The following is a 25,669-nucleotide window of genomic DNA, read 5'->3' on the forward strand; positions in this document are numbered from 1 at the left end:
TTGTTTGGAGCTTAAAATTGAAATTTAAATAAGTATATTTATAGAAAAATTAAAAATTAAATATACTTTTATTAATAATTTTTAAAAAAATAAAAAGTAGAAAGGATACATTTATGGATAAAGATGCGAAATATGTATATATACCTGATCAAGACGGAAATGACGTTAAATTTGAGGTTATTATATACTTTGAAATAGAAAAATTAAAAGGCCAATATATAATTGCGTCACCAGCATTTGAAGAAAGTGATGAAGCATATGCTTTTAAAATTTTCAAAGATGAAGATGGTAGTGAAGTGTTTATAGCACTAGAAGACGAAGATGAAGAATTTGAAATGGTATTAGAAACTTATGATACCCTTATGAATGAAGACGGTTTAGTTGAAGAGTAGTATATTAGAGCAGTGATTATTAAAATATAAAGTGAGGTGTTATGTATGGAGGTATCAAATTTAATTGATATGAATGCCTTGAAAGAAGATTTAAAAAAGAAGGGTTATAAATTAACGCCCCAAAGAAGATCTATTGTTGATACAATTATAGATAATGAAGGCAAGCATTTAACAGCAGAGGAAATATATGATAAAGTTAAAGTGAGTTGTCCGGAAATTGGTTTAGCGACAGTATATAGAACTATTCTTTTGTTAGAAGAACTAGGCGTTATATCTAGATTAGATTTAAATGATGGATGTAGTAGATATGAAATTGTACATTCAGATGAAACACATAGACACCATCATCTTATTTGTAATATTTGTCATAAAGTTTCAGAAGTACAAGATGATTTATTAGAAGAGCTTGAAGCAGATATTGAGAAACAATATAAATTTAAGATTTTAGATCATAGTGTGAAGTTTTATGGAATATGTGACGACTGTCAAAAAAAACTTGGTGATGAATAAAAGGACTTTTAAATAAAGAAAGAACCTTTGTTTATAAATAATATAAGAAAAGGAGGGGAAATATGAAGAATGAAAGAGCGAAGATAAAAATAATTCCTCTTGGTGGCATAAACGAAATTGGGAAAAACATAACAGCTATTGAATATAAGGAAGATATTATAGTAATAGATTGTGGATTAAAATTCCCAGATGACGATATGTTTGGAATAGATATTGTAATACCAGATATTTCATATCTAATTAAAAATTCTGAAAAGATTAAAGGAATATTTTTAACTCATGGACATGAAGACCATATAGGAGCATTACCATATATATTAAAACAATTAAATGTTCCGGTTTATGGCACTAAGCTTACTCTTGGTATTGTTGAGACAAAACTAAAAGAACACGGTCTATTAGCTTCAACAGAATTAGTAAGAGTTAAGCCAAAGGATATAATTAAATTAGACAGCGTTTCAGTAGAATTCATAAAGACGAATCATTCAATTGCAGATTCAGTTGCAATTGCGATTCATACACCACTTGGCGTAGTACTTCATACGGGAGATTTTAAGATTGACTACACACCAATTGATGGAGAAATGATGGATTTTGGGAGATTAGCTGAATTAGGTAGAAAAGGTGTTTTGGTAATGATGGCGGATTCAACAAATGTTGAAAGGCCAGGGTATACTATGACAGAAAGAGTTGTGGGGGAAACCTTCTTGCGATTATTTAATAAAGCAAAAGGTAGAATAATAGTTGCCACATTTGCATCTAATGTTCATAGAATTCAACAAATCATTACAGCAGCTGAAGCTTATGAAAAAAAAGTAGCTGTATCGGGAAGAAGTATGGAGAATATTGTTCAAGTAGCAATAGAACTCGGATATCTTACAATTGGAACAGATGTACTTATCCCTGTAGATGAAATTTCAAAATATCCTAATGATAAAGTTGTGATAATAACAACTGGTAGCCAAGGAGAGCCGATGTCTGCACTGTCAAGAATGGCAGCTTCAGAACATAGAAAGATTAATGTGGTGCCTGGTGATACGGTTATTATTTCAGCAACACCAATACCAGGAAATGAAAAATTGGTTTCAAAGGTTGTAAATCAATTATTTAAAAAGGGCGCTGAGGTAATATATGATTCTCAAGAAAAGATTCATGTGTCAGGTCACGCTTGTCAAGAAGAATTGAAATTAATGCACTCATTAGTTAAGCCAAGATTCTTCATTCCAGTCCATGGAGAATATAGACATTTAAAAAAACATGGAGAACTAGCAGTGGAACTTGGATTATCAGAGAAAAATTTATTGATACCTGAAAATGGCGATGTAATTGAAGTTGCAAGGAATTATATTAAAAAGAATGGTGCTGTTCTTTCAGGGCAAGTCTTTGTTGATGGACTTGGAGTTGGAGATGTTGGAAATATAGTTTTAAGAGATAGAAAACATCTTTCGCAAGATGGTATCTTAACAATTGTCGTTACAATGGAAAAACAAACAGGTAAAATTGTATCTGGACCAGATATAATTTCAAGGGGATTCGTATATGTAAGAGAATCAGAAGGACTTATGGATGAAGCTAGAGAAATTGTAAAGTCAGTACTCAGAAATTGTGAAGAAAGACAAATCACTGACTGGGCAACATTAAAGTCTAAAATGAGGGATGAACTTAGAGAATTCCTTTATGAAAAGACCAAGAGAAAACCTATGATATTACCAATAATTATGGAATTTTAGAATATCTGAAATCAATAGTCGGATTGTACTAATATAACAACTAATTATTATTTTTTAATTAGTATATTAGTAAATTTGATAATTAATTTCGAATAGGGTTGACTTTTTTTGTTAGAGAGAGTAAAATTTAAGACAGTTGTGTAGGAAATTGGATACGTAAAGTGTCCAATTTTCTTTTGGAAAAAAACAGTTATAGGTTTACATAGAATATATATAAGTGGTTTTAGTTAAGTTTATTTATAAAAAATACAATTTTTAAAATATCAAATAAGAAATTATTTGCAATATATACTTAAATTTCAACGCATGTATATACATAACTATAGACAAACTAATAAAAATTTCGCAGCTAAATGCTGTATGGAGGAATAAAAATGGAATTAACTAAAAGAGAAGACATACGAAATATTGCTATCATAGCCCACGTTGACCATGGTAAGACAACTTTAGTAGATGCTTTGCTTAGACAAAGTCATACATTTAGAGTTAACGAAAAAGTAGAAGAAAGAGTAATGGATTCTAATGACTTAGAAAAAGAAAGAGGAATTACAATTCTTTCAAAAAATACTGCAGTAATTTATAATGATATAAAAATAAACATAGTAGATACACCAGGACATGCTGATTTTGGTGGAGAAGTTGAACGTGTACTTAAGATGGTTGATTCAGTTCTACTTGTTGTTGATTCTTATGAAGGACCAATGCCACAAACTAAATTCGTTTTAAAGAAATCATTAGAACTAGGCTTAAAGCCAATAGTTATAATTAATAAAATAGATAAGCCAAATGCTAGACCAACAGACGTTATTGATGAAGTATTTGACCTATTTGTAGAACTTGGAGCTAATGATAAACAATTAGATTTCCAAATTATTTATGCATCAGCTAGAGAAGGTTTTGCAAAATATAATGTAGATGACGAAAATAATGATATGACTCCTATATTTGACACAATATTAAAATATGTTGCGCCACCAGAAGGATATATAGATGAACCACTTCAAATGCTTGTTAGTACATTAGATACAAATGCATTTGTTGGGAAAATTGCAATTGGTAAAATACATAGAGGTACAGTTAAGAGAAATCAAACAGTTACTTTAATAAAGAGTGATGGATCAACTGGTAATTTCAAAATAACTAGTATATTTACGTATAAGGGATTAAAGAGAGAAGAAGCAGAAGAAGCTTCAATGGGAGATATAGTTGCAGTAAGTGGTGTTCTTGATGCTAATATAGGTGATACTATAGCAGATTCTGCAATGCCAGAAGCACTTCCATTCTTAGAAATAGATGAACCAACATTAAACATGAACTTCATGGTTAATGATTCACCATTTGCAGGTCAAGAAGGTGATTTTGTAACATCAAGACATTTAAGAGATAGATTAATGAAGGAACTTGAAACAAATGTAAGTTTAAGAGTAAAAGAACTTACTCCAGATTGTTTTGAAGTTGCAGGAAGAGGAGAACTTCATCTTTCAGTTCTTATTGAAACAATGAGAAGAGAAGGATATGAATTCCAAGTTTCAAAGGCAAATGTTATATTTAGAGAAGAAAATGGCCATAAGGAAGAACCAATGGAGTACTTAACAATTGATGTTCCAGAAGAATTCATGGGACCAGTTATGGAAAAATTAGGACCTAGAAAAGCCGAAATGGTTAATATGACATCAGCAGTAAATGGATATACAAGATTAGAATTCACAGTTCCAGCTAGAGGTCTTATTGGATTTAGAAGTGAATTAATGACTGATACAAAGGGTAATGGAATTATGAATCACGTATTCCATTCATATGAAAAATACAAAGGTGAAATTCCAGGAAGAAGCAGAGGATCAATAATTTCATTTGAAACTGGAGATTCAATAGCATATGGATTATTTAGTGCTCAAGAAAGAGGTCAATTATTCATAGGAGCTGGTGTTCCAGTTTATGGTGGTATGGTTGTTGGTGTTTCTGCAAGAGCAGACGATCTTGAAATTAACGTATGTAAAATGAAGAAACTTACTAATACAAGATCATCAGGTGCGGATGATGCATTAAAATTAACTCCACCACTTGAAATGTCTCTTGAACAATGTTTAGAGTTCATAAATAATGATGAATTAGTTGAAGTTACACCAAAAACTATAAGAATGAGAAAAAGAATATTAGATAGTGCTGAAAGAAGAAGAACAAGTAGCAGAAGCAAAAAATAATTTTGCTAAAAATACTTTAAGCATAAGGCGCATTTAAAAAATAACAGACTAGTATGATTGTATATTTTCAATCATACTAGGCCGTTAAATTTCTTTCATGTGACATAAATAAAATAAATATAATAAAAGTAAATGGTCTTTGTTAGACTATTTACTTTTAATTATATCTAGGAGAAAGTTTATGAATAAATACAAACCCTTTAGAAAATTAATAATATTAATAATATTTTTTTTATTTGCTATAGGATTTACGTTTGTAATTTCTTATAAAAGATTCATAGAAAAACCATTGAAATCTAATGAGGATACAATTATTATTGAGGTAAAACCAGGTGAAGGTTTTTATGATATATTAAATAAGTTAGATAAAGAAAATAAATTATCTAATAAAATTTTGCTTAAAGTAAAATTGGCAATAGACAAAACCAATGTTAACTTAAGAGAGGGAATATACGAAATAGATACTAACACCACATTAGAAAACTTGATAAATTCTCTTGAAAATGCAACTGATGATAAAGGTTTAGTCAAATTAACAATTCCAGAGGGATATTCAATAGAAGATATTGCAAATATAGTAGAAGAAAAAGGACTTTGCTCTAAGGAAGAATTTTTAAAGTCAGTTAAGAATTATGAATTACCGGAATATGTTAAAGCTAATGATAAAAAAAGATATAATTTAGAAGGGTTTTTATATCCAGATACATATTTAATAGAAAAAGGTTCAGATGCAAACTTAATAATTAAAACCATATTAAATAGATTCGAAGAGATATTAAAGCAAGTAAAAGATGAAACTAAAGTTGATATAAAAGATAAAGATGTGGAAAAGATAATTACTATAGCTTCTATGATAGAAAGAGAAGCTAGGGTTCAAAGTGATAGACCATTAATTTCATCCGTTGTTTACAATAGATTAGAAGACGGGATGAAACTTCAAATAGATGCTGCAGTAATTTATGGTTTAGGATATCATGTAGATGTAGTACTAAATAAGCATTTGGAAGTAGATTCACCATATAATGTTTATAAGTATACAGGGTTACCAGTAGGCCCTATAGCGAATCCTGGTATTGATTGTATTAAAGCTGCAATACTTCCGGAAAAGACAGATTATTTATATTATATTTTGAAAAAAGATGGTTCGCATTATTTTACTAGTAATTATGATGATTTTTTAAATAAGAAAAAAGAACTAGGATATTAGTGGAGGGAATTCATGAGTGAGATTACATATGACTATATGGAAGAATATATTAGAGGTTTAATTCCTGATAGAGATGGTACTTTAAAAGAAATAGAAGATTTTGCAAGAGAGAATGGTGTACCTATTGTTCAAAAGGAAACAGGAGTGTTTCTTGAATTTATGACTAGTATGAAAAAGCCTAAAAGAATATTAGAACTTGGAACAGCAATAGGTTTTTCATCAATATTAATGTATCAAGCTTCTGGGAATGAACCGGAAATTATAACAATTGAACGTGATGAAAAAATGATAGAACTTGCTACTTTGAATTTGGAAAAATTTAATTTAAGCCATAAAATAAAAATTGAAGAAGGCGATTGCTTAGAAATTTTAGAAAAATTAAATGAGCCTTTTGATTTAATATTTATGGATGCAGGAAAAGGTCATTACAATCACTTTTTGCCTCACTGCTTAAGATTACTTAAGGAAGATGGTATAATAGTAGCCGATAATGTTTTATTTAGAGGTATGGTTGCATCACAAGAATTAGTTAAAAGAAGAAAAATAACAATAGTAAAAAGAATGAGGACTTATTTGGAATTAGTTACTCAGGATAAAGACTTAATAACATCTGTCATACCTATGGGAGATGGAATTGCAGTCACTAAGAGGAGGTAAATTAAAATGATAAGACCAGAAATTTTAGCACCAGCAGGAAATTTAGACAAACTTAAAATAGCAATAGATTTTGGGGCTGATGCAGTATACCTTGGAGGAAGCAAACTTAATTTAAGAGCCTTTGCTGATAATTTTACAAATGAAAAATTAAAAGAAGGCGTAGAATATGCACATGAAAGAAACAGAAAAGTTTATGTTACAATGAATGTATTTCCTCATAATGAAGATTTAGGTGGAGTTGAGGATTATTTAAAAGAATTATATGAAACAGGAATAGATGCTATTATAGCATCAGATCCAGCAATAATATCTGCTGCCAGAGAAGTTGTACCAGAATTAGAAATTCATTTGAGTACGCAAGCTAATAATGTTAATTGGAGAGCAGCTAAGTTCTGGTATGATCAAGGTGTTAGAAGAATAGTTATGGCAAGAGAGCTAAGTTTAACTGAAATTAAGCAAATGAGAGATAACTTGCCAGAAGATTGTGAAATTGAAGCTTTTGTTCATGGTTCAATGTGTATAAGTTATTCAGGAAGATGTCTACTTTCTAATTATATGGTAGGAAGAGATGCCAATAGAGGTGCTTGTGCGCAACCATGCAGATATAATTACAGTTTGGTTGAAGAAAAAAGACCAGGAGAATATTATCCTATAGTTGAAGATGAAAATGGAACATATATAATGAATTCTAAAGATTTATGTATGATTGAACATATTGACGATGTTATTAATGCAGGAGTATACTCACTTAAGATAGAAGGAAGAATGAAAAGTTTATATTATGTAGCAGCTGTGGTTAAATCATATAAACAAGCTGTAGATGCATATATGAAGGATCCTGAGAATTATAAGTTTGATCCAAAATGGATGGAAAATTTAAATAATGTAAGTCATAGACAATTTCATACTGGTTTTTATTATGGACCAAATAATGAGCAAGTATATGAAGATTCTGGATATATAAGAAATGCTGATATAGTTGGAATTGTAAGAGAATATGATGAAGAAACACAAATAGCCACTATTGAGCATAAAAATAAAGTTTTAAATGGTGATACAGTAGAAGTTTTAAGACCAGAAGGCGACAACTTTGAAATTGTACTTCATGATATGACTGAAGAAAATGGCACTCCAATTGAAAAAGCAGCCAGAGCACAAATGACGTATAAAGTGAAAGTGGATATGCCTCTGATGCCAAAAGATTTATTAATTAAAAATAAGGAATAAATATAATTTATTTATTGAATAAAACACCTTCCTTAAGGCTAGAATTTAAGCTAAAGGGAGGTGTTTTATATTTTTACTGAAAAATTTAATGGAAACAGAAGACTAATAGAAATTTCAGCTGTATTTATAACTGCAATTACTATTTTAACAATACGTTTATCTATTCTACAAATATACCCATCTGAAAAGGTTCAGAGTTCTTATCAAAATCATCAGGAAGAAAATATTAGCGATACAAATTATATGATTTTAGATACTAATGGAAAAGATTTAATGAAGTATGATAAAAAACATGTACTTGTAATAGATACAAAACCATTCAGTTTAAATAATTATGAAGAAACACTGGAAGACTTAATGGCTTTAAATTTCATAATGAAGTCTGAAAATCCTGAGTTTAATTATACAGAAATAATGCAAAAAAGTGGGAAAATATATTATAACATTTCAGAGGATACATATAATAAAATAAATAGTCTTAAAAATATAAAAGGAATATATACGTATATTACAGATGAAATAGATACTAAAAAAGCATGGAGCATAAGTAATATGTTATCAAAGATATTAGATGAAGAGCATCAAGAAGGATCTCTTGAGGGTGAAATTTATAATTATGTAAAAGCGAATGAAAAGCCTAAGAGTGAATTTTATTTAGACGATAGGGCAGTTTATGCGAAACAATCAGTAAGCATAAGTGAAAGCAATAAAAACTTAAAATTAACAATAGATAGAGAGATAGAAGATAAGGTCAGAGCAGTTTTAGATAAACAGGAATACTCATACTTGAAAAATGTGGGTATAAGCATAATGGAAGCAGATACTGGGAAAATAAGAGTTATGGTACAAAAAGATGAAAGTGCAGCTAATATAAATCTAGGGATTCAACAAATAGGGTATGAGCCAGGTTCGATTTATAAAGTAATAACACTTGGTGCAGCTTTAGATATGGGATTAATAAATATAAATAATACATTTATGTGTAGTGGCAAGATATGCAAAGAGCCTCATGGCCAATTATCAGTTGAACAAGCGTTTGAAAAATCTTGTAATGATATATTTGCACAAATAGGTTCCAAGGTGGGATATGAAAAATTAATGGAATACTCAGAAGCACAAGGATTATATGATAGAGTATTAAATTTAGAAAGTGGAAATAGAAATGAGGCAAAAGGAATAAAACCAAGTAAGGAATCAGGAATAAACAATATATCCATAGGACAATGTATGAATGTAACTCCAGTTCAAATGTTAGGTGCTATAAATACCATAGTAAATAATGGGGTTTATGAAAAGCCATATATCGTTGAGAGCATTTTAGATAAAGACGATAATGTAGTAGAAGACTTCAAAACTGATAAAAAAAGAGTATATAGTGAAACAACGGCTAAACTGATTAAGAACTCTATGAGGCAGGTTGTTATAAAAGGTACAGGAATAAAGGCTTATATAGGAGATTTAGATATAGGTGGTAAAACTGGTTCTTCAACAGGCAATGAGGGGCAGACACATGGATGGTTTGCTGGATATTTCAGTATAGGAGAGAAGAATTATACCATGGTAGTATTTACACCAGAGATAGAGGCAATGAAAGGCTTTAATAATGAAGAACTAGGCGGAGGAGATACAGCAGCACCGATATTTAAAGATATAGTTAAAACTTTGAATATGAGAGAGTAAAATATCAATGCTCAATGACAATTGACTATCAAATATTGAACATTGAAAATTGAGCATTGACCATTAAAGATTGACTAAATTATGTAAAGTATAAGTATAAAGTAGAAATTAGGTATCTATATAATATTAGAATAGAACTAATATAAAAAATAAAAATGTACACGCAACTTTTTTTGTAGTCAAACATAGTATAATATTAAGCACTGCTATGGAGGAAAAAGGTGTTTATATTAAATAGCATCATAGACTTAATATTTAATTCGTTTTTTTTAACAGGATATGTAACAAACAGTAACACTTTTCCACTACCATTAGATGAGGCGGAAGAACAACTGTATTTGAAGAAGTTTAAAGATGGAGATAAAACTGCAAAAAACATTTTGATTGAAAGAAACTTAAGATTAGTGGCTCATATAGTGAAAAAGTATTCATTTCCCAATAAAGATGTGGATGAACTAATTTCCATTGGTACTGTTGGATTAATAAAAGCTATTGATTCCTTTGATTCTAGTAAAGGAACTAGACTTGCTACTTACGCTTCAAGGTGTATTGAAAATGAAATTTTAATGTTGTTTAGAAATAATAAAAAACAAAAAAGTGAAATTTATCTTCAAGATCCAATTGGAGTTGATAAAGAAGGAAACGAATTTTGCCTTATGGACATATTAAGTAGTGAAAAAGACTGCGTTTTAGATAAAGTTGAAAGTAATTTACAAATTAGAGCTTTATATAAAAAGTTAGTTGAGTCGCTAACTAAAAGAGAAAGTTCTATTCTAATAATGAGATATGGATTAATAGATGGAAAGTGCAAAACACAAAGAGAAATAGCAGTAAATTTAGGAATTTCACGTTCGTATGTGTCAAGAATAGAAAAGAAAGCGTTGAAAAAATTAAAGAAAGAGCTATTTACTAAGAACTAGAAAAATAAATATATTAGATTAATATAAAGAAATATTGACATACTTGGAATAAGGGTGCTATTTTTAATATAGTACTCTTATTTTTGTGAGTAAATTACAGAATTTCTAGGGGCTAGAATGCAGAGATAATATATAACTTAATAATTCACAATGAAGAACCAAATTGTTAAAGGGATTTAATAAGATTAGTAATAGTAAATAACCATATTATATTAAGAGAAGAATATGAAACTTGGATAAGAGATAATAAATAAATTTTATTAATTATATAAACAAAAGAGGAATTTTAATAGATGTGTTGAATTATAGTGCAAGTGGATTTTTTTCTTTAAAGAAAGGAAAGGCTTAATTTTATGCAACAAGAGATAATTACATCCATAGATTTTGGAAGCAGAAAGTTATCTGCAACTATAGCAGTTAAAGGAAAAGAAGAATTAGAAATATTATGTGTTAAATCTTGTAAATCGATAGGTATAGAAAAAGGATTGTTAACGGATATTAGTAAGTGCAAGGATGCTGTGATTAACTTATTAAAGGAATTAGAAGAAAAGACAAAAAGAGATATTAAATCATTAGCTATTGGTATTTCTTCAAATAAAGTTAGAATCACAGAAACAACAATTTCAATGGATTTAAAGGAAGAAAAGGTTAAAAGTGAATATATAAAAAAAGCACTAAAAAAGGCCAGAGAAACCATTACTGTAAGTAGTGATGAGTCTATAGTAGATATGCTAATAAATTTTTATATATTGGATGGTAAAGTAATACATAAAGATATAATAAATTGGAAAGGAAAAAAACTTGAACTAAATCTTACAGTGGTAATAGCAAAAACAAAAGAAATTGAAAAGTATTATGAGGTTTTTAAAGAGACTAAATATAATATTGAATTTATAAAGCTTAATGTATTGTCCGGAAAACAAATATTTTTAAATGAAAAAAATTCTATGGATTATATAGCTTTAGCTGATATTGGAGCAGGTATTGTTGATATAGTTTTGTTTGATAATGGTATTCCTAAAAACATCGATTGTGTACCAATAGGTGGAAACAATATCACTAATGATTTAGCTATTTGTGGAGAATTTTCTTTTCTAGAAGCAGATAATATGAAAAAAATTTATTCTAGTAATTACAAGGATCTATATAATGACAATTCTATTTCAGATAAAGTAGAGGTAGGAACTATAAAAGTATCCAAAAAATTATTCTATGAGGTTACAAATGCTAGGATTGAAGAGGTATTAAGCCATATTAATATAAAATTAAAAAATACTGGTCATTATGATAGAATTTGTAGTATAATTCTATATGGGGATGGTGTTGCCTATTTTGAAGATATAAATGAAACTGTTCACAATATCTTTAAAGGGAGAACCAAGGTCATAAAGAGAGAAGATTTAGGAATAAAGAATTCGGAAAATATAACTTCAATGGCAATAGCTAAAGAAATATATGATAGGTTAAATTTATTAGAAGATAAGAATATGGTTTTAAATGATAAAGGTAATGAAGACAAGCAAACAGTAGACGAAGAAAATTTATACAATAATGAAGATGAAAATAATATTTTGAAGAAAATTAAAGTTTTTTTTGATAAGCTTTTTTAAGGGGAGGAATTGTTTTGTTAGATTTTGAGGCAGATATGCAAGAATTAACCAACATAAAAGTAATTGGTTGTGGTGGCGGTGGAAGCAACGCTGTTAATAGAATGATAGTTGAGGGATTGAAAAATGTTGAATTTATTGCAATAAATACAGATAAGCAAGCATTATTGCTTTCTAATGCAAACCAAAAAATTCAAATTGGAGAGAAATTAACTAAAGGGTTAGGTGCTGGTGCAAATCCTGAAATAGGAAGAAAAGCGGCAGAAGAAAGTAGAGAAGAAATTACAGCTTCGGTAAAAGGAGCTAATATGGTATTTATTACAGCTGGAATGGGTGGCGGAACAGGAACTGGTGCTGCTCCTATAGTTGCAGAAATAGCTAAATCTATGGAGATATTAACTGTAGGTGTAGTTACAAAGCCATTCCCTTTCGAAGGAAAACGAAGAATGAGACATGCTGAAATTGGAATTGCAAATCTAAAAGAAAAAGTTGATACTTTAGTTATAATTCCAAATGAAAGATTACTTAGCATGGCCGATAAGAAAACAACACTATTAGATTCATTTAAATTAGCTGATGAAGTGCTAAGACAAGGTGTACAAGCGATTTCAGATTTAATTACAATAACAGGTGTAATTAATGCTGACTTTGCAGATATAAAAGCAGTAATGCTTGATAAAGGTTTAGCACATATGGGAGTTGGATTTGGTAAAGGCGATACTAGAGCGCAAGATGCTGTTAAGCAAGCCATATCATCTCCACTATTAGAGACATCAATAGAGGGAGCTACAGATGTTATTATAAACTTTACTGGTGGAGCAGACATGGGAGCACTAGAAGTATATGATGCAGCAGATGTTGTGCGTGAATCTGTTGATCCAGATGCAAATATAATTGTAGGAGCTGTAATAGATGAAAGTCTTAGTGAAGAAATAAGAATTACTGTTATAGCAACTGGATTTGAAAGCGAAAATAATAGAATATCATCAAGTCCATTAGTAGAAGAACTAAAGAGACCTCAAGTACAAGAAACGGTGAAGCCAGTGCTAGAAGTTGCTGTAGATAAAAAAGAACCAGAAACAACAAGCTCTAATAATTATGAAGCAGATGATTTGGATATTCCTGTTTTTTTAAGAAGACAAAAGAGACATTAAAATATAACATATAAGTAAAAATAACAGTCAATATAGATTATATATTGACTGTTATTTTTTTTTTTTTTTGAAATTATTTATATATAAGTTATAATTTTAATTCTTCAATAAATTAAGAAACTGTTATCTAATTGATGTAAATTATTTTTGGGAATATATGTAGTAAATTAAAAAAGAAAATTTAAGAAGTCACACTTCATTATACTTTTTATATCAAATTTATATAAGATAAAAGAATTTATTTCTACATATTAAGTTAGTTTTAAATATAAAAAAGTAAACTAAAAAATATGGTGTAAATATATGTAAAAAGTTAAATTAAAAAAACAAATTAATTTAATGTTATTGTGACAAATTTTTAAGATAAATAAGTATATAATAAAATTCATACAGACTGGAGGAGTTAAAATATGGAAATTTATGCTGACGTTGTAATTTTAGAGAATTGTATAGTAAATTTCTTTTTATTAACTTTAACCATGAAGTGTATAAAGCATAAGTGTAAGATGATTGTGCTAACGGGATCTAGTTTCATAGGCGGAATTTATACTGTGGTTTTACTAATTCCTAAGTTGAATATTTTATCTAGCTTACCGTGTGAATTAGCAGTAGCCTACATAATGCTTAGATTAGTATATGGAAAGACAAATATTTTCAACATGATTAAATTACTAGTTGTATTCTTAATGATAACATTTACTTTAAGTGGAGTATGTCTCTTATTTTCATTAAAACAAAATTTATGGTTACTAGGAAACACATTTAAAATAGAAAAGTATTCAATTAAATATATTATGCTAGGGATAATGATTATATATATAATTTACAGTAGATTTATAGAGTATATTAAAGACAAATTATTTACGAATAATTTTACATTTAATATTGAATTTGAAGTAGATGATAAACAATATAATTTTAAAAGTTTTTTAGATACTGGAAATGAACTAAGAGAGCCAGTTACTAATCTTCCATGTATTTTAATTGAAGAAAATTTAATAAGCCATATAAACTTTGAGGGTAAGAACATATATTATATACTTTATAGTTCAATTGGGTATGGAGGCAAGCTTAAAGGTATAAGAGTTAATAATATAAAAATAAAAAAAAGGGATTGTGTATATGAAAATGTTGATGCAATAATATGTCCATGTAAAGAAAATTTAAGTAGTGAACATGAGTTCAATGCTCTATTATCAAGAGGAATAGCATATAAGGGGGGAGATATATATGGAAAAACTAAGTCTGTTATTTAATAAGTTAATATGTAAATTAAAATTGTTTAGAAGAAAATTATATTACGTTGGAGGAAGTGATTCTCTACCACCACCATTATCTAAGGATGAAGAAGAAGAATTAGTAAACAAATTAGATAATGGGGATGAAAAAACTAGAGGTACATTAATTGAAAGAAACTTGAGATTAGTTGTTTATATAGCTAGAAAATTTGAAAACACAGGTGTATATGTAGAAGATTTAATATCTGTTGGAACTATTGGTCTTATTAAAGCTGTAAATACATTTAATCCAGAAAAAAAGATAAAGCTTGCAACTTATGCATCAAGGTGCATAGAAAATGAGATATTAATGTATTTAAGAAGAAATAGTAAAGTAAAAGCTGAAATTTCATTTTATGAACCATTAAATATTGATTGGGATGGAAATGAACTTTTACTATCGGATATATTAGGTACTGAAAATGACACAGTATACAATTTGATAGAAGATGAAGTTGATAAACAGTTATTGGTTGTAGCATTAAAAAGTTTAAATGAAAGAGAAAAAGAAATAGTACGTCTTAGATTTGGATTAAATGGAACAAGAGAAAAGACACAAAAAGAAGTGGCTGATATGCTTGGTATATCTCAATCGTATATATCTAGATTAGAAAAGAAAATAATTAAAAGATTGAAAAAAGAAATAAGTAGAATGATTTAGCTTGTCTTCAAGTATAAAAGTATGACCTATCGGAGATACTGTTTAATGCAATGGATTATTACTTTCGAAGGGGTTGATACTTGTGATAATTAACAAAGTAGAAATATGTGGCGTCAATACTTCAAAACTCCCTATACTTAAAGAAAAAGAAAAAAAGCAACTTTTTCTACAAATGGAGGCAGGAGACAAAAGTGCAAGAGAAACTTTCATAAAGGGAAATTTAAGATTAGTACTTAGTGTTATTAAAAGGTTTAATAATAGAGGAGAAAACATTGATGATTTATTTCAAGTTGGTTGTATAGGACTTATGAAGTCAATAGATAATTTTGATTTATCTCAAAATGTCAAATTTTCAACTTATGCAGTACCCATGATAATTGGAGAAATTAGAAGATATTTAAGAGATAATAATTCTATTAGAGTTAGCAGATCGCTAAGAGATATTGCATATAAAGCTTTGATTATGAGAGAGAAGTTTATAAAAGATAATAATAAAGAACCTACTATCTCGCAAATTGCAAAGGAACTTGAATTGCCGAGAGAAGAAGTGGTATTTGCATTAGATGCAATACAAGATCCAGTATCGTTATTTGAACCGATTTATCATGATGGAGGAGACGCTATATATGTAATGGACCAAATAAGTGACTCTAAAAATACAGATGAACATTGGCTCGAAAACATTTCAATTAAAGAAGCAATGAAGAAGCTCAATGATAGAGAAAAATTAATATTAAATTTAAGATTTTTTAATGGAAGAACTCAAATGGAAGTTGCAGATGAAATTGGAATTTCACAAGCACAAGTTTCAAGATTAGAAAAAACAGCCTTAAAGCATATGAGAAAACATGTATAGAAATAAGATATTAATAATATTATAATTATGGGGGATAATTATGGATCTAGAACTACATTCACTAAATGCTATGAGAAATATGGAAGTAATAGATATATTAACAGGAAGTAAAATAGGATTTATAAAAGACTTTAAAATAAACTGTGATGATAATAAAATAATTTCATTAATATTGCCTGGAGAAATAAAGTCATGGTTTGGAAAAGATGATGAAAAAGAAATCTTATGGAAAGATATAATTAAAATAGGAACTGATGTTATATTGGTAAAAACAAAAGATGAAGGAAATGTTAACAATATATAGCCATATTTCAAAAATATATGTATAATAATTATGAGATTTGAATACACGAAAGCAAAGAGGTGGGTGAAGGTATGAAATGTCCATTTTGCGGATTTGAAGAAAGTAAGGTTGTTGATTCTAGATCAACAGATGATAACACAACCATTAGAAGAAGAAGAGAATGCTTAAAATGTTCTAAAAGATATACTACATATGAAAAAATAGAGGATTTTCCTATTTTAGTAATAAAAAAGGACTTGACTAGAGAAAATTTCAACAAAGAAAAAATAATTAATGGTTTAATTATAGCATGTCAAAAAAGACCTATATCTAGAAAGCAAATTGAAGATATGGCATATGATATAGAGAAGACAATTTCTAATAGTATGCTTACAGAAATTCCATCAAAGGATATAGGAGAAATGGTTATGGCAAGACTGAAAGATTTGGATGAAATATCATATGTAAGATTCGCATCGGTTTATAGACAATTTAAGGACATAAATACTTTTCTAGAAGAAATAAAAAACCTTATAACATAATTATGTAGGGATGTTGAAAAATATAATTTCAACATCCTTTTTCTTATAAAGGAAACTCGACTCACATTCGTTCGCTGAGTAAGTGATTCACACCAAATCATAGATTTGGGTTCTCTACTTATGTTATATATAAGTTAAACTTTAGTTAATAAAGATGATAAATAGTAAATAGAATGTTAATATTAGATTATAAGATATATTTAGGAATTAGGAGTGTTACGGATGTATCTATCGGATAAAAAAATTTGTAATATGAATTTTATGGAGGATTAGATTGAATAAATTAGATTTAAAATTATTAAAGAAAAAAGATGATTTTATTATAATAGATAATGAGAAATCTCAAATTGTATTTACAAATGCGGAGAAGGAAAGAAGTTTTAATAGAAATACAGAAGAGGGAATAAAAGAACTTAATTCATTAAAAAAAGAATTTAATGGGAAAGATATTATATATCTTAAGCAAATTCATAGTGATAAAATATTAAAATACACATGTAATGGAAAAAGTATTAAGGATGAAGAAGGAGATGCAATAATAACAAATGAAAAAAATGTTATTATTGGAGTTTTTACTGCAGACTGTGTCCCTGTTATATTGATAGATGAAGAAAAAGAAGTTATAGCTGCAATTCATAGTGGGTGGAAAGGAACTTTTGAATCAATTACACTAAAAACTATTGAAAAAATGAAATCTGAATTCAATATTAATGAAGTTAATATTAAAGCATATATAGGGCCACATATTAAGAAATGTTGTTATGAAGTTTCAGAAGAACTAAAATTGAAGTTCATAGAGAAAAAAACAACAATGAGTGAAGAAGAATTATTTAATAAGAATAATCTTGATTTAGAAGCATGTATAATATCTGATTTAAAAAAAGCTGGAGTAAAAGATTATAATATAAATAGCTTGAATTTATGCACATATTGTAGTAATGATATTAAATTGCATTCATATAGGAAATCACAGGGATCTTATGGTAGAATGTTTTCTTCTATAATGTTACTTTAGGGAGGAAAGAATATGGCTAAAGAAAAAATATTAATAGTTGATGATGAGGAGCATATAGTTGAATTGTTGAAATTCAATTTACTAAATGCTGGATATGATGTTTATACAGCTAATGATGGTATAGAGGCAGTAAAGATAGCAAAAGCAGAGAAACCAAATTTAATGTTACTCGATTTAATGTTACCTGGCATAGATGGATTTGATGTTTGCAAGGAAATAAAAAGAGATAATGAAATGAAAAAGACATCTATAATAATGCTAACAGCAAAAGGCGAAGAGTTAGATAAAATACTTGGGTTAGAACTTGGAGCTGATGACTATATAACAAAACCATTTTCAGTTAGAGAATTACTCGCAAGGGTGAAGGCAGTTCTAAGAAGAACAAGCTCAGTTAATGAAACAGAAGATGATGTTTATGATTCACAAAATCTTAAAGTAGATTTTGAACGTCACGAAGTATGTGTTAATGGCAAAAAGATAGACTTAACATTAAAGGAATTTGAACTTTTACAAATATTAATAAAAAATAGAGGTAAAATTCTAAAAAGAGAAATTTTATTGGATAAAATTTGGGGTTATGAGTATATAGGCGAAACAAGAACTGTAGATGTTCATATAAGATATCTTAGAAAGAAGATAGAGGAAGATGATAAAAATCCACGATTTATTGAAACTATAAGAGGCGTGGGTTATAGATTTAACCCCGCAGAATAAGAATGAAAAATAAGATATTGACTTCTGTTATTATAACAGTATTATTTGCAATAATAATTGTAACATCTTCTTTTATGATATTAATCAATGTAGAAGAAATCAAGAATGCAAAAGAAGAACTTAAAAATATTAATTTTTTAATTTCTGAACTTAATAATGTTACGGATATTAGTAAGAATGATTATAATGATTTAAAAGTATTAAATAACATTAAAATAAAGGACATAAATGTAAGATTTACACTTATAGACAATAATGGTGTTGTATTATATGATAATGAGCAAAAAAGCACTGATAATCATAATTATAGAATAGAAGTTAAAGACGCGTTAGAAAAAGGTGAAGGATATTCAAGAAGATATAGCAATACAATTAAAGCTAACTTAATTTATTATGCAACTAAATTGGATGATAAGTATATAATTAGAAGTTCTGTACCTGTATATACAATAACTATATTACAAGAAGAAAATATTAATTATTGCATAATAATATTAATTTTAGTTATTACACTTTCTATAGTATTATCTTTGAGATTGGTTAAAAAAATAGTTGAGCCAGTAAAAGAGTTAGAAAGCGTAACTTTAAAAATGACTCATGGAGATTATAAAATAAGAGCTGACGTTAGAAGTAATGATGAACTGGGTACACTAGGAAATAGTTTTAACAATATGGCTGAACAACTACAAATAAAGATTCGTGAAGTTATAGAAAAGCAAACAAAAATTGAATCAATATTAAAAAGTATGGAAAGTGGCGTTGTGGCAGTAGATAATCATAATAATGTGATTTCAATTAATCCATGTGCGGAATCATTACTTGGAATAAAGAGAAATATTGTTGGCCAATGTTTGTTAGATTATGTGAATGATTATGATATAAATAAATTTTTACAACAAGAAGAAGAAAATGATAAAGAAATAAAGATACTTCATCCAATAGAAAGAGATTTTAAAATCAAAAAATCAGAAATGTTTGATGGTGTGGAAAATGTAGGTAAAGTTATAACGTTCCAAGACATTACAGATATAAATAGAGTCGAACTTATGAGAAGTCAGTTTGTTGCTAATGTATCTCATGAATTAAAAACTCCTTTAACATCTATAAAAGGGTTTGCTGAAACATTGAAATTTGTTAAAGATGAAGAGATAAGAGAAAAGTTTTTGGATATCATAGACAAGGAAGCTGAACGATTATCAAGGCTCATAAATGATATATTAGTATTATCAAATATTGAAAGTAATTTAATTGCTGATATTGATGAGTTTGAACCAGGATTAGTAATTGAAGAAGTCTTAAATATTATGAGAAAGAGTGCAATTAATAAAAATATTAGATTAGAATTTCAAAATAATAATAGTGAACGCATTCTAGGAGATAGAGATAAATTCTATCAATTAGGTTTAAACTTGATTGAAAATGCAATAAAATATTCAAAAGACACTTCTGGGCAAGTAAAAGTGTTGAGTTATAGTAAAAATGAATATTATTGCTTGAGGATAACAGATAATGGAATAGGAATACCTAAAGAAGATATATCAAGAATATTTGAAAGATTTTATAGAGTAGATAAGTCAAGGAAAAAAGGTGGAACAGGTCTTGGATTAGCTATTGTAAAACATATTGTTAAAATATTTAACGGAGAAATTAATGTTAAAAGTGAAATCGGACAAGGAACGACTTTTGAAGTAAAAATACCATATATTTAGAAAGAATATGAGTGAAATAACAAGAAAAATGAAAAAATAATATATATATTTTAAGAGGAATGTTAAATTTTTTTAACATTCCTTTAATATAACTTAACATAAATATAATAATAGATTAACTAAAAGGATATAATATTAGATATATAGTAAGAAGAGTATAATTTATTAGCGGAGGTAAATTATAATGAAAAAAAGAACGTTGAAATTAATGGTAAATTTTTTAGTTATAGTAATGATAGGAAGTGTTTTGGTAGGGTGTGGTAACAATTCAGCACGGGATGCTGAATCTATAACAATAGGTGGTTCATCAGCATTATTACCACTTATGGAACAATCCATTGAAAAATTTAATAAAAAGAATCCAAATGAAGAGATTGGCGCTCAAGCTGGAGGATCTGGCACAGGTCTTGCTCAAGTGTTAAATGGAACAATTGATGTTGGAAATTCAGATGTGCTTGCAGAAGCTAAATTAGGTAAGGAAAATGCTGAAAAATTAGTCGATCATAAAGTTGTAGCACAAGGATTTTGTGTTGTAGTAAACAAATCTTTAGGGATAGATAATTTAACTTCAGAGCAACTTAAAGACATATTCTCTGGAAAGGCTACTAATTGGAAGGATGTTGGAGGAGCTGATAAGGAAATTTTGTTAGTACATAGAACAGCAGGATCTGGAACAAGAGCAACTTTTGAAAATACAATACTTGATGGAAATAAGTCACTTGAAAATGATTCGCTGGGAATAACTCAAGATTCAAACGGCGCAGTTTTAAGTGTTATGAAAGAAAATGAGGGTGCAATTAGTTATTTAGGTCTTTCATATATGAATTCAAAGGAAGCTCAAGATCTTTTAACATTATTAAAAATTGATGGAGTAGCTTCTGATAAAGCAAACATAATTGATGGTTCTTATAAGTTTTGGTCATGGGGTCATATGTATACTAAGGGTGAAGCTACCGGACTTTCTAAGAAATTTATTGAATTTGTAGCGAGTGAAGATAATAGATCTAGTGCAGAAAATCTAGGGTTTATTTTAGGAACTGAAATGAAGGTAAAATAATTCGATTAAAGGATGAATAAATATGGAAAAAAGAAGTTTTAAAGAACGGCTTAAAAATGAATATTTAGGTCAAGGTTTTGCAGTATTATGTGGAATATTAATAATAATAATAACAATATCAATAATAGTTTTCATAGCATCAAAAGGATTGAGGATATTTACAAAGGATGGATACAGCCTCTCAGAATTTTTGTTCACGAATAACTGGAAGCCTAATAAAGGTGGAGAGCCTTCTTTTGGAGCACTAGCTTTTATTTTAGGTTCAACATTTGTATCAGTTGGTGCAGTAATTTTAAGTGCACCAATCGCTGTTGCCTTAGCAATATTTGTAAATGTTATATCTAGCAAATTTGGAAAGAAGATAATTAAGCCATCTTTAGAAATCTTAGTTGGAATACCTTCTGTTGTTTATGGGTGGGTTGGTATTTCGGTACTAGTACCATTTATTAAAAGTAACTTTACAGGAATGGGATTTTCTTTGATTGCAGGAATTTTAGTTCTTTCATTAATGATATTGCCGACTATAGCAACTTTAGCTATTGATGCTATAAAAATTATACCTCAAGATCATATAGAAGCATCTTATGGACTTGGAGCTACAAGATGGCAAACAATTTCTAGAGTTATTGTCCCTGGAGCAAAGACAGGAATACTTACAGGTGTTGTTCTTGGTATAGCAAGAGCTTTTGGAGAGGCATTGGCAGTACAAATGGTTATTGGAAATACTGTGAAAATACCAGATGGAATTTTTTCTTCAATGTCGACACTTACAAGTATTATAACAATGGACATGGCTAATACAGTCAGTGAAACAGCATGGAATGATGCACTATGGACTTTGGCATTAATTTTGCTTATAATTTCCTTTGTCTTTATACTTATTGTCAGAATGATTGAAAAAAGGAGTGAAGCATAATGGATGCAAAAAAGGTTGATAAGATTGCAACGATTATATTTTATATAATAAGTATATTCGTAGTATTATTACTAGGTGCATTTATCGCATACATTTTATACAAAGGCGGAAGTATGCTAAAGCCTTCATTTATATTTGGTAAACCTAAATTAACAGGTGCTGGCGGCGGAATTGGGCCACAATTGTTTAATTCATTTTATATGTTAGTTATTTCTTTGATAATCACAGTTCCAATTGGAATTGGAGCTGGTATTTATTTAGCAGAGTATGCAAAGGAAGGGCCTGTTCTTAGATTTATAAGAATGTCTCTTGAAACAATGTCTTCTCTGCCATCTATTGTTATAGGTATGTTTGGATTACTAGTTTTTGTTAATATGGCAGGATGGGGATATTCAATACTTGCAGGAGCATTATCAGTAAGTATATTAAATATACCATCTATGACTAGAATTTCTGAAAATGCTATAATAGCAGCAAGTAAAAGAGTAAAAGAAGCTTCGCTTGGCCTTGGAGCAACTAGATGGCAAACTTTAGAGAAGCTTACAGTACCAACAGCTATGGCTGAAATACTAACAGGTATAATACTAGCGGCTGGAAGAATATTTGGTGAAGCAGCAGCATTCTTGTATACTGCAGGATTAAGTTCAAAAAATTTAAACTTTAATTCAATAAGTTTAACTGGAAAAGCTTCCGCATTTTCACTTTTTAGACCATCAGAAACCTTAGCGGTTCATATATGGAAGTTAAACTCAGAGGGAATAGTACCTGATGCAGCACAAATAGCAAATGGAACAGCAGCAGTACTTATAATTGCAGTTCTATTATTCAATATAGGTGCAAGGTTACTTGGAAATAGATTAATGAAATCTTATAGTGGGAAGTAGGTAGAATTATGAATATTATAGAAACTAAAGACTTATGTTTATATTATGCAGAAAATAAGGCTCTTAAAAATATAAATATATCTATAAATAAAAATGAGGTTACAGCACTTATTGGACCTTCAGGTTGTGGGAAATCAACTTTTTTAAGAACTTTAAATAGAATGAATGATTTGATTGAAATTGTAAGAATCGAAGGGCAAGTTTTTTTTGAAGAAAAAGATATATATAAAGATTATGATGAAATATCTTTAAGAAAAAGAATAGGAATGGTGTTTCAAAGACCAAATCCATTTCCAATGTCTATTTATGATAATATTGCATATGGACCTAGAATACATGGGATAAAAAATAAAAAGATTCTAGATGAAATTGTAGAAAAAAGTTTAAAAGGAGCAGCACTTTGGGATGAAACTAAGGATAGATTAAAGTCAAGTGCTCTTGGAATGTCAGGTGGACAACAACAAAGACTTTGTATTGCTAGAACACTAGCGGTTTCACCAGAAGTAATTTTAATGGATGAACCAACATCAGCATTAGATCCTATATCTACTGGAAAAATGGAAGAACTTATGGATGAATTGAAAAAAAAGTACACAGTAATAATTGTAACTCATAATATGCAACAAGCAGGAAGAATAGCGGATAAAACAGCTTTCTTCTTAAGTGGTGAAGTTATTGAATATGGAAAAACTGAAGATATATTTTATAATCCAAGAGATAAAAGAACAGAAGATTATATTACAGGTAGATTTGGTTAGAAAGGAGTATTGATTAGTATGACGAGAGGGTCTCAAGAAGTAAGGGTAAAAATTATAAATAGAGAATTGTTAAATATGGCAAGTTTAGTAGAAAAACAAATATATGAAAGCATGGTTAGTTTAAAAAATTATGATGTGCAAAAAGCTGAACAAGTCATTAAAAATGATGATAAAGTAGATGATATGCAAAAAACAATAGAAGAGGAATGTATTAAATTCATTGCAACAGAACAACCACTTGCAACAGATTTAAGAAGAGTATTTACTGCCTCAAAGATAGTAACAGACTTAGAAAGAATGGCAGATTATGCAGTAGATATATGTAAGATAACAAAGCGATTAGTTGGAAATGTACAATCATTTCAAAAAAATTCAGATGAGCTGTGGGAAATGGATAAAAAAGTAAGAGCTATGATTAAATCATCTATAGATTCATATATTAATGAAGATGATGAAATGGCATATAGGATTTGTGAGAGAGATGATGAAGTAGATGCACTTTATAAGTCTTTGTTTTCTACTTTAATTAATGCAATCAAAGTAGATGAGAGTTTAATTCATGAGGGAACTCGATTGTTATTTGTAATAAAATGCTTAGAAAGAATAGGAGACCATGTAACTAATATATGTGAATGGACTATTTTCTCTAAGACCGGGGTTTATGTAGATTTAAATGAATAAAGTGATCCCTAGTCTTGAGCGGGATTTTTTTACATGATTATTATTTTTGGGGAACACTTTTTATTTTCATTATATACAATAATATAACGAAAACTGATAGTCATGCTCTTATTGACTTAATTAATAGATTAATGTAAAATAATATAATTATGAGAGTAGAAGAATCTGTAAATAACAGAGTTGGTTAAAGAGGTGTATAGTACAATGACAAGAGGATCACAAAATATTAGGGTAAACAATATAAACACACAATTATTAACTATGGCTAACTTGGTAGAACAACAAATATGCGGAAGTATGATAAGCCTAAAAAATCATGATAAAGAATTAGCAGATAATATTATTAATGAGGATGATAAAATTGATGAATTGCAAAAAATAATAGATGAGCAATGTATTAAGTTTATTGCAGCAGAACAACCTTTAGCAACGGATTTAAGAAAGGTAATGACAGCCTCAAAAATAGCAACCGATTTAGAGAGAATGGCAGATCATGCTGTAGATATATGCAAAATAACTAAAAAAATGGGTGGAAATATAAATTCATTTGGACAAAGTTCAGAAACATTGTGGGAAATGGAAAAAAAAGTAAGAGAAATGATAGGGCTAGCTATAAATGCTCATATTGATGACGATGATGAACTGGCATATAAGATTTGCGAGAAGGATGATGAAATAGATTCATTTTATCAATCATTATTTGCTGAATTCATTAGTGAAATAAAAGTGGATGAAAGTTTGGTTGAAAAAGGAATTAGACTTTTGTTTGTAATAAAATATTTAGAAAGAATAGGAGATCATGTAACAAATATTTGTGAATGGACTATTTATTCTAAAAGTGGGGCATATGTAGATCTAAATGAATAGAAAGTAAATGCAAAGGTTTTTTGAAAATAAGTAATTTGAATTAATTATTTTTTTAATGTTTATAGATATATATATGTTGCAAAAAATAATCTACATGAATTAGGTAACAGTATCTTAATTTGCTGAAGAATTAAAACCGTAACTTATATACTTAAAATGAATGC

At 28.8% G+C, this 25,669-nt stretch carries 25 protein-coding genes; all 25 read left to right on the forward strand.

Annotated features, from left to right (window positions below; all coding sequences use genetic code 11):
- The first annotated feature begins 113 nt into the window (after nt 1-113).
- The 25 genes from DIC82_09700 (at nt 114) to phoU (DIC82_09820) (ending at nt 25,505) form a co-directional block, all read left to right on the forward strand.
- Entirely contained in the window at nt 114-392 is a 279-nt protein-coding gene (locus tag DIC82_09700) for a hypothetical protein (GenBank protein AWK51280.1), read from the forward strand.
- A gap of 45 nt (nt 393-437) precedes the next feature.
- Nucleotides 438-902 carry a transcriptional repressor gene (locus DIC82_09705; protein ID AWK51281.1) on the forward strand — a complete coding sequence of 155 codons (465 nt, stop codon included), beginning with the start codon at nt 438-440 and terminating at the stop codon, nt 900-902.
- 62 nt (nt 903-964) lie between these two features.
- The gene (locus tag DIC82_09710; protein ID AWK51282.1) at nt 965-2,632 is read left to right on the forward strand and encodes a ribonuclease J; all 1,668 of its coding nucleotides are present in this window, start codon (nt 965-967) and stop codon (nt 2,630-2,632) included.
- 374 nt (nt 2,633-3,006) lie between these two features.
- Complete coding sequence (gene typA, locus DIC82_09715) at nt 3,007-4,833, forward strand: translational GTPase TypA (protein ID AWK51283.1); 1,827 nt, start codon at nt 3,007-3,009, stop codon at nt 4,831-4,833.
- A gap of 181 nt (nt 4,834-5,014) precedes the next feature.
- Nucleotides 5,015-6,040, forward strand: coding sequence for an endolytic transglycosylase MltG (gene mltG / locus DIC82_09720; protein AWK51284.1), 1,026 nt, complete (start codon nt 5,015-5,017; stop codon nt 6,038-6,040).
- A 12-nt stretch (nt 6,041-6,052) separates the two neighbouring features.
- Nucleotides 6,053-6,697 carry an O-methyltransferase gene (locus tag DIC82_09725; protein AWK51285.1) on the forward strand — a complete coding sequence of 215 codons (645 nt, stop codon included), beginning with the start codon at nt 6,053-6,055 and terminating at the stop codon, nt 6,695-6,697.
- Between the two features lie 6 nt (nt 6,698-6,703).
- Nucleotides 6,704-7,924, forward strand: coding sequence for a peptidase U32 (locus DIC82_09730; GenBank protein ID AWK51286.1), 1,221 nt, complete (start codon nt 6,704-6,706; stop codon nt 7,922-7,924).
- A 60-nt stretch (nt 7,925-7,984) separates the two neighbouring features.
- Nucleotides 7,985-9,604 (forward strand): penicillin-binding protein, encoded by a 1,620-nt coding sequence (locus DIC82_09735; GenBank protein ID AWK51287.1) that lies wholly within the window; start codon nt 7,985-7,987, stop codon nt 9,602-9,604.
- A 221-nt stretch (nt 9,605-9,825) separates the two neighbouring features.
- Entirely contained in the window at nt 9,826-10,524 is a 699-nt protein-coding gene (sigK, locus tag DIC82_09740; protein AWK51288.1) for an RNA polymerase sporulation sigma factor SigK, read from the forward strand.
- Between the two features lie 353 nt (nt 10,525-10,877).
- Complete coding sequence (locus tag DIC82_09745) at nt 10,878-12,134, forward strand: cell division protein FtsA (protein ID AWK51289.1); 1,257 nt, start codon at nt 10,878-10,880, stop codon at nt 12,132-12,134.
- A 14-nt stretch (nt 12,135-12,148) separates the two neighbouring features.
- Entirely contained in the window at nt 12,149-13,285 is a 1,137-nt protein-coding gene (locus tag DIC82_09750; protein ID AWK51290.1) for a cell division protein FtsZ, read from the forward strand.
- Between the two features lie 410 nt (nt 13,286-13,695).
- Complete coding sequence (locus tag DIC82_09755; protein ID AWK51291.1) at nt 13,696-14,541, forward strand: peptidase U4; 846 nt, start codon at nt 13,696-13,698, stop codon at nt 14,539-14,541.
- On the forward strand, nt 14,516-15,223 hold the full coding sequence (locus tag DIC82_09760; protein AWK51292.1) for an RNA polymerase sporulation sigma factor SigE: 708 nt from the start codon (nt 14,516-14,518) through the stop codon (nt 15,221-15,223). The genes DIC82_09755 and DIC82_09760 overlap by 26 nt, the downstream gene beginning before the upstream one ends.
- Before the next feature lie 82 nt (nt 15,224-15,305).
- Nucleotides 15,306-16,079, forward strand: coding sequence for an RNA polymerase sporulation sigma factor SigG (locus DIC82_09765; GenBank protein AWK51293.1), 774 nt, complete (start codon nt 15,306-15,308; stop codon nt 16,077-16,079).
- Nucleotides 16,080-16,119: 40 nt separating this feature from the next.
- Entirely contained in the window at nt 16,120-16,383 is a 264-nt protein-coding gene (locus DIC82_09770) for a YlmC/YmxH family sporulation protein (protein AWK51294.1), read from the forward strand.
- 71 nt (nt 16,384-16,454) lie between these two features.
- A complete protein-coding gene (locus tag DIC82_09775) occupies nt 16,455-16,904 on the forward strand; it encodes a transcriptional regulator NrdR (GenBank protein AWK51295.1) in 450 nt (149 codons plus the stop codon).
- Between the two features lie 274 nt (nt 16,905-17,178).
- Complete coding sequence (pgeF, locus tag DIC82_09780) at nt 17,179-17,919, forward strand: peptidoglycan editing factor PgeF (protein AWK51296.1); 741 nt, start codon at nt 17,179-17,181, stop codon at nt 17,917-17,919.
- Between the two features lie 12 nt (nt 17,920-17,931).
- Complete coding sequence (locus DIC82_09785) at nt 17,932-18,633, forward strand: DNA-binding response regulator (GenBank protein AWK51297.1); 702 nt, start codon at nt 17,932-17,934, stop codon at nt 18,631-18,633.
- A gap of 2 nt (nt 18,634-18,635) precedes the next feature.
- Nucleotides 18,636-20,342 carry a PAS domain-containing sensor histidine kinase gene (locus tag DIC82_09790; GenBank protein ID AWK51298.1) on the forward strand — a complete coding sequence of 569 codons (1,707 nt, stop codon included), beginning with the start codon at nt 18,636-18,638 and terminating at the stop codon, nt 20,340-20,342.
- 184 nt (nt 20,343-20,526) lie between these two features.
- Nucleotides 20,527-21,399, forward strand: coding sequence for a phosphate ABC transporter substrate-binding protein (locus tag DIC82_09795; GenBank protein ID AWK51299.1), 873 nt, complete (start codon nt 20,527-20,529; stop codon nt 21,397-21,399).
- A gap of 22 nt (nt 21,400-21,421) precedes the next feature.
- The gene (gene pstC, locus DIC82_09800) at nt 21,422-22,315 is read left to right on the forward strand and encodes a phosphate ABC transporter permease subunit PstC (protein AWK51300.1); all 894 of its coding nucleotides are present in this window, start codon (nt 21,422-21,424) and stop codon (nt 22,313-22,315) included.
- Nucleotides 22,315-23,199, forward strand: coding sequence for a phosphate ABC transporter permease PtsA (gene pstA / locus DIC82_09805; protein ID AWK51301.1), 885 nt, complete (start codon nt 22,315-22,317; stop codon nt 23,197-23,199). Before pstC ends, pstA begins: the two co-directional genes overlap by 1 nt.
- 8 nt (nt 23,200-23,207) lie before the next feature.
- Nucleotides 23,208-23,957, forward strand: a complete 750-nt coding sequence (gene pstB / locus DIC82_09810; protein AWK51302.1) for a phosphate ABC transporter ATP-binding protein — start codon at nt 23,208-23,210, stop codon at nt 23,955-23,957.
- Between the two features lie 18 nt (nt 23,958-23,975).
- Complete coding sequence (gene phoU, locus DIC82_09815; GenBank protein ID AWK51303.1) at nt 23,976-24,638, forward strand: phosphate transport system regulatory protein PhoU; 663 nt, start codon at nt 23,976-23,978, stop codon at nt 24,636-24,638.
- Between the two features lie 204 nt (nt 24,639-24,842).
- Nucleotides 24,843-25,505, forward strand: a complete 663-nt coding sequence (phoU, locus tag DIC82_09820) for a phosphate transport system regulatory protein PhoU (GenBank protein ID AWK51304.1) — start codon at nt 24,843-24,845, stop codon at nt 25,503-25,505.
- Nucleotides 25,506-25,669: the final 164 nt, after the last annotated feature.

The sequence above is a fragment of the Clostridium beijerinckii genome (assembly GCA_003129525.1).
GTDB classification, from domain to species: domain Bacteria; phylum Bacillota; class Clostridia; order Clostridiales; family Clostridiaceae; genus Clostridium; species Clostridium beijerinckii_D.

Excerpts from the sequence above, each read along its gene's own strand:
- DIC82_09700 (AWK51280.1), top strand. The coding sequence starts at position 114 with ATGGATAAAGATGCGAAATATGTATATATACCTGATCAAGACGGAAAT.
- DIC82_09705 (AWK51281.1), top strand. The coding sequence starts at position 438 with ATGGAGGTATCAAATTTAATTGATATGAATGCCTTGAAAGAAGATTTA.
- DIC82_09710 (AWK51282.1), top strand. The coding sequence starts at position 965 with ATGAAGAATGAAAGAGCGAAGATAAAAATAATTCCTCTTGGTGGCATA.
- typA (AWK51283.1), top strand. The coding sequence starts at position 3,007 with ATGGAATTAACTAAAAGAGAAGACATACGAAATATTGCTATCATAGCC.
- mltG (AWK51284.1), top strand. The coding sequence starts at position 5,015 with ATGAATAAATACAAACCCTTTAGAAAATTAATAATATTAATAATATTT.
- DIC82_09725 (AWK51285.1), top strand. The coding sequence starts at position 6,053 with ATGAGTGAGATTACATATGACTATATGGAAGAATATATTAGAGGTTTA.
- DIC82_09730 (AWK51286.1), top strand. The coding sequence starts at position 6,704 with ATGATAAGACCAGAAATTTTAGCACCAGCAGGAAATTTAGACAAACTT.
- DIC82_09745 (AWK51289.1), top strand. The coding sequence starts at position 10,878 with ATGCAACAAGAGATAATTACATCCATAGATTTTGGAAGCAGAAAGTTA.
- DIC82_09755 (AWK51291.1), top strand. The coding sequence starts at position 13,696 with ATGGAAATTTATGCTGACGTTGTAATTTTAGAGAATTGTATAGTAAAT.
- DIC82_09760 (AWK51292.1), top strand. The coding sequence starts at position 14,516 with ATGGAAAAACTAAGTCTGTTATTTAATAAGTTAATATGTAAATTAAAA.
- DIC82_09770 (AWK51294.1), top strand. The coding sequence starts at position 16,120 with ATGGATCTAGAACTACATTCACTAAATGCTATGAGAAATATGGAAGTA.
- DIC82_09775 (AWK51295.1), top strand. The coding sequence starts at position 16,455 with ATGAAATGTCCATTTTGCGGATTTGAAGAAAGTAAGGTTGTTGATTCT.
- DIC82_09785 (AWK51297.1), top strand. The coding sequence starts at position 17,932 with ATGGCTAAAGAAAAAATATTAATAGTTGATGATGAGGAGCATATAGTT.
- DIC82_09790 (AWK51298.1), top strand. The coding sequence starts at position 18,636 with ATGAAAAATAAGATATTGACTTCTGTTATTATAACAGTATTATTTGCA.
- DIC82_09795 (AWK51299.1), top strand. The coding sequence starts at position 20,527 with ATGAAAAAAAGAACGTTGAAATTAATGGTAAATTTTTTAGTTATAGTA.
- pstC (AWK51300.1), top strand. The coding sequence starts at position 21,422 with ATGGAAAAAAGAAGTTTTAAAGAACGGCTTAAAAATGAATATTTAGGT.
- pstA (AWK51301.1), top strand. The coding sequence starts at position 22,315 with ATGGATGCAAAAAAGGTTGATAAGATTGCAACGATTATATTTTATATA.
- pstB (AWK51302.1), top strand. The coding sequence starts at position 23,208 with ATGAATATTATAGAAACTAAAGACTTATGTTTATATTATGCAGAAAAT.
- phoU (AWK51303.1), top strand. The coding sequence starts at position 23,976 with ATGACGAGAGGGTCTCAAGAAGTAAGGGTAAAAATTATAAATAGAGAA.
- phoU (AWK51304.1), top strand. The coding sequence starts at position 24,843 with ATGACAAGAGGATCACAAAATATTAGGGTAAACAATATAAACACACAA.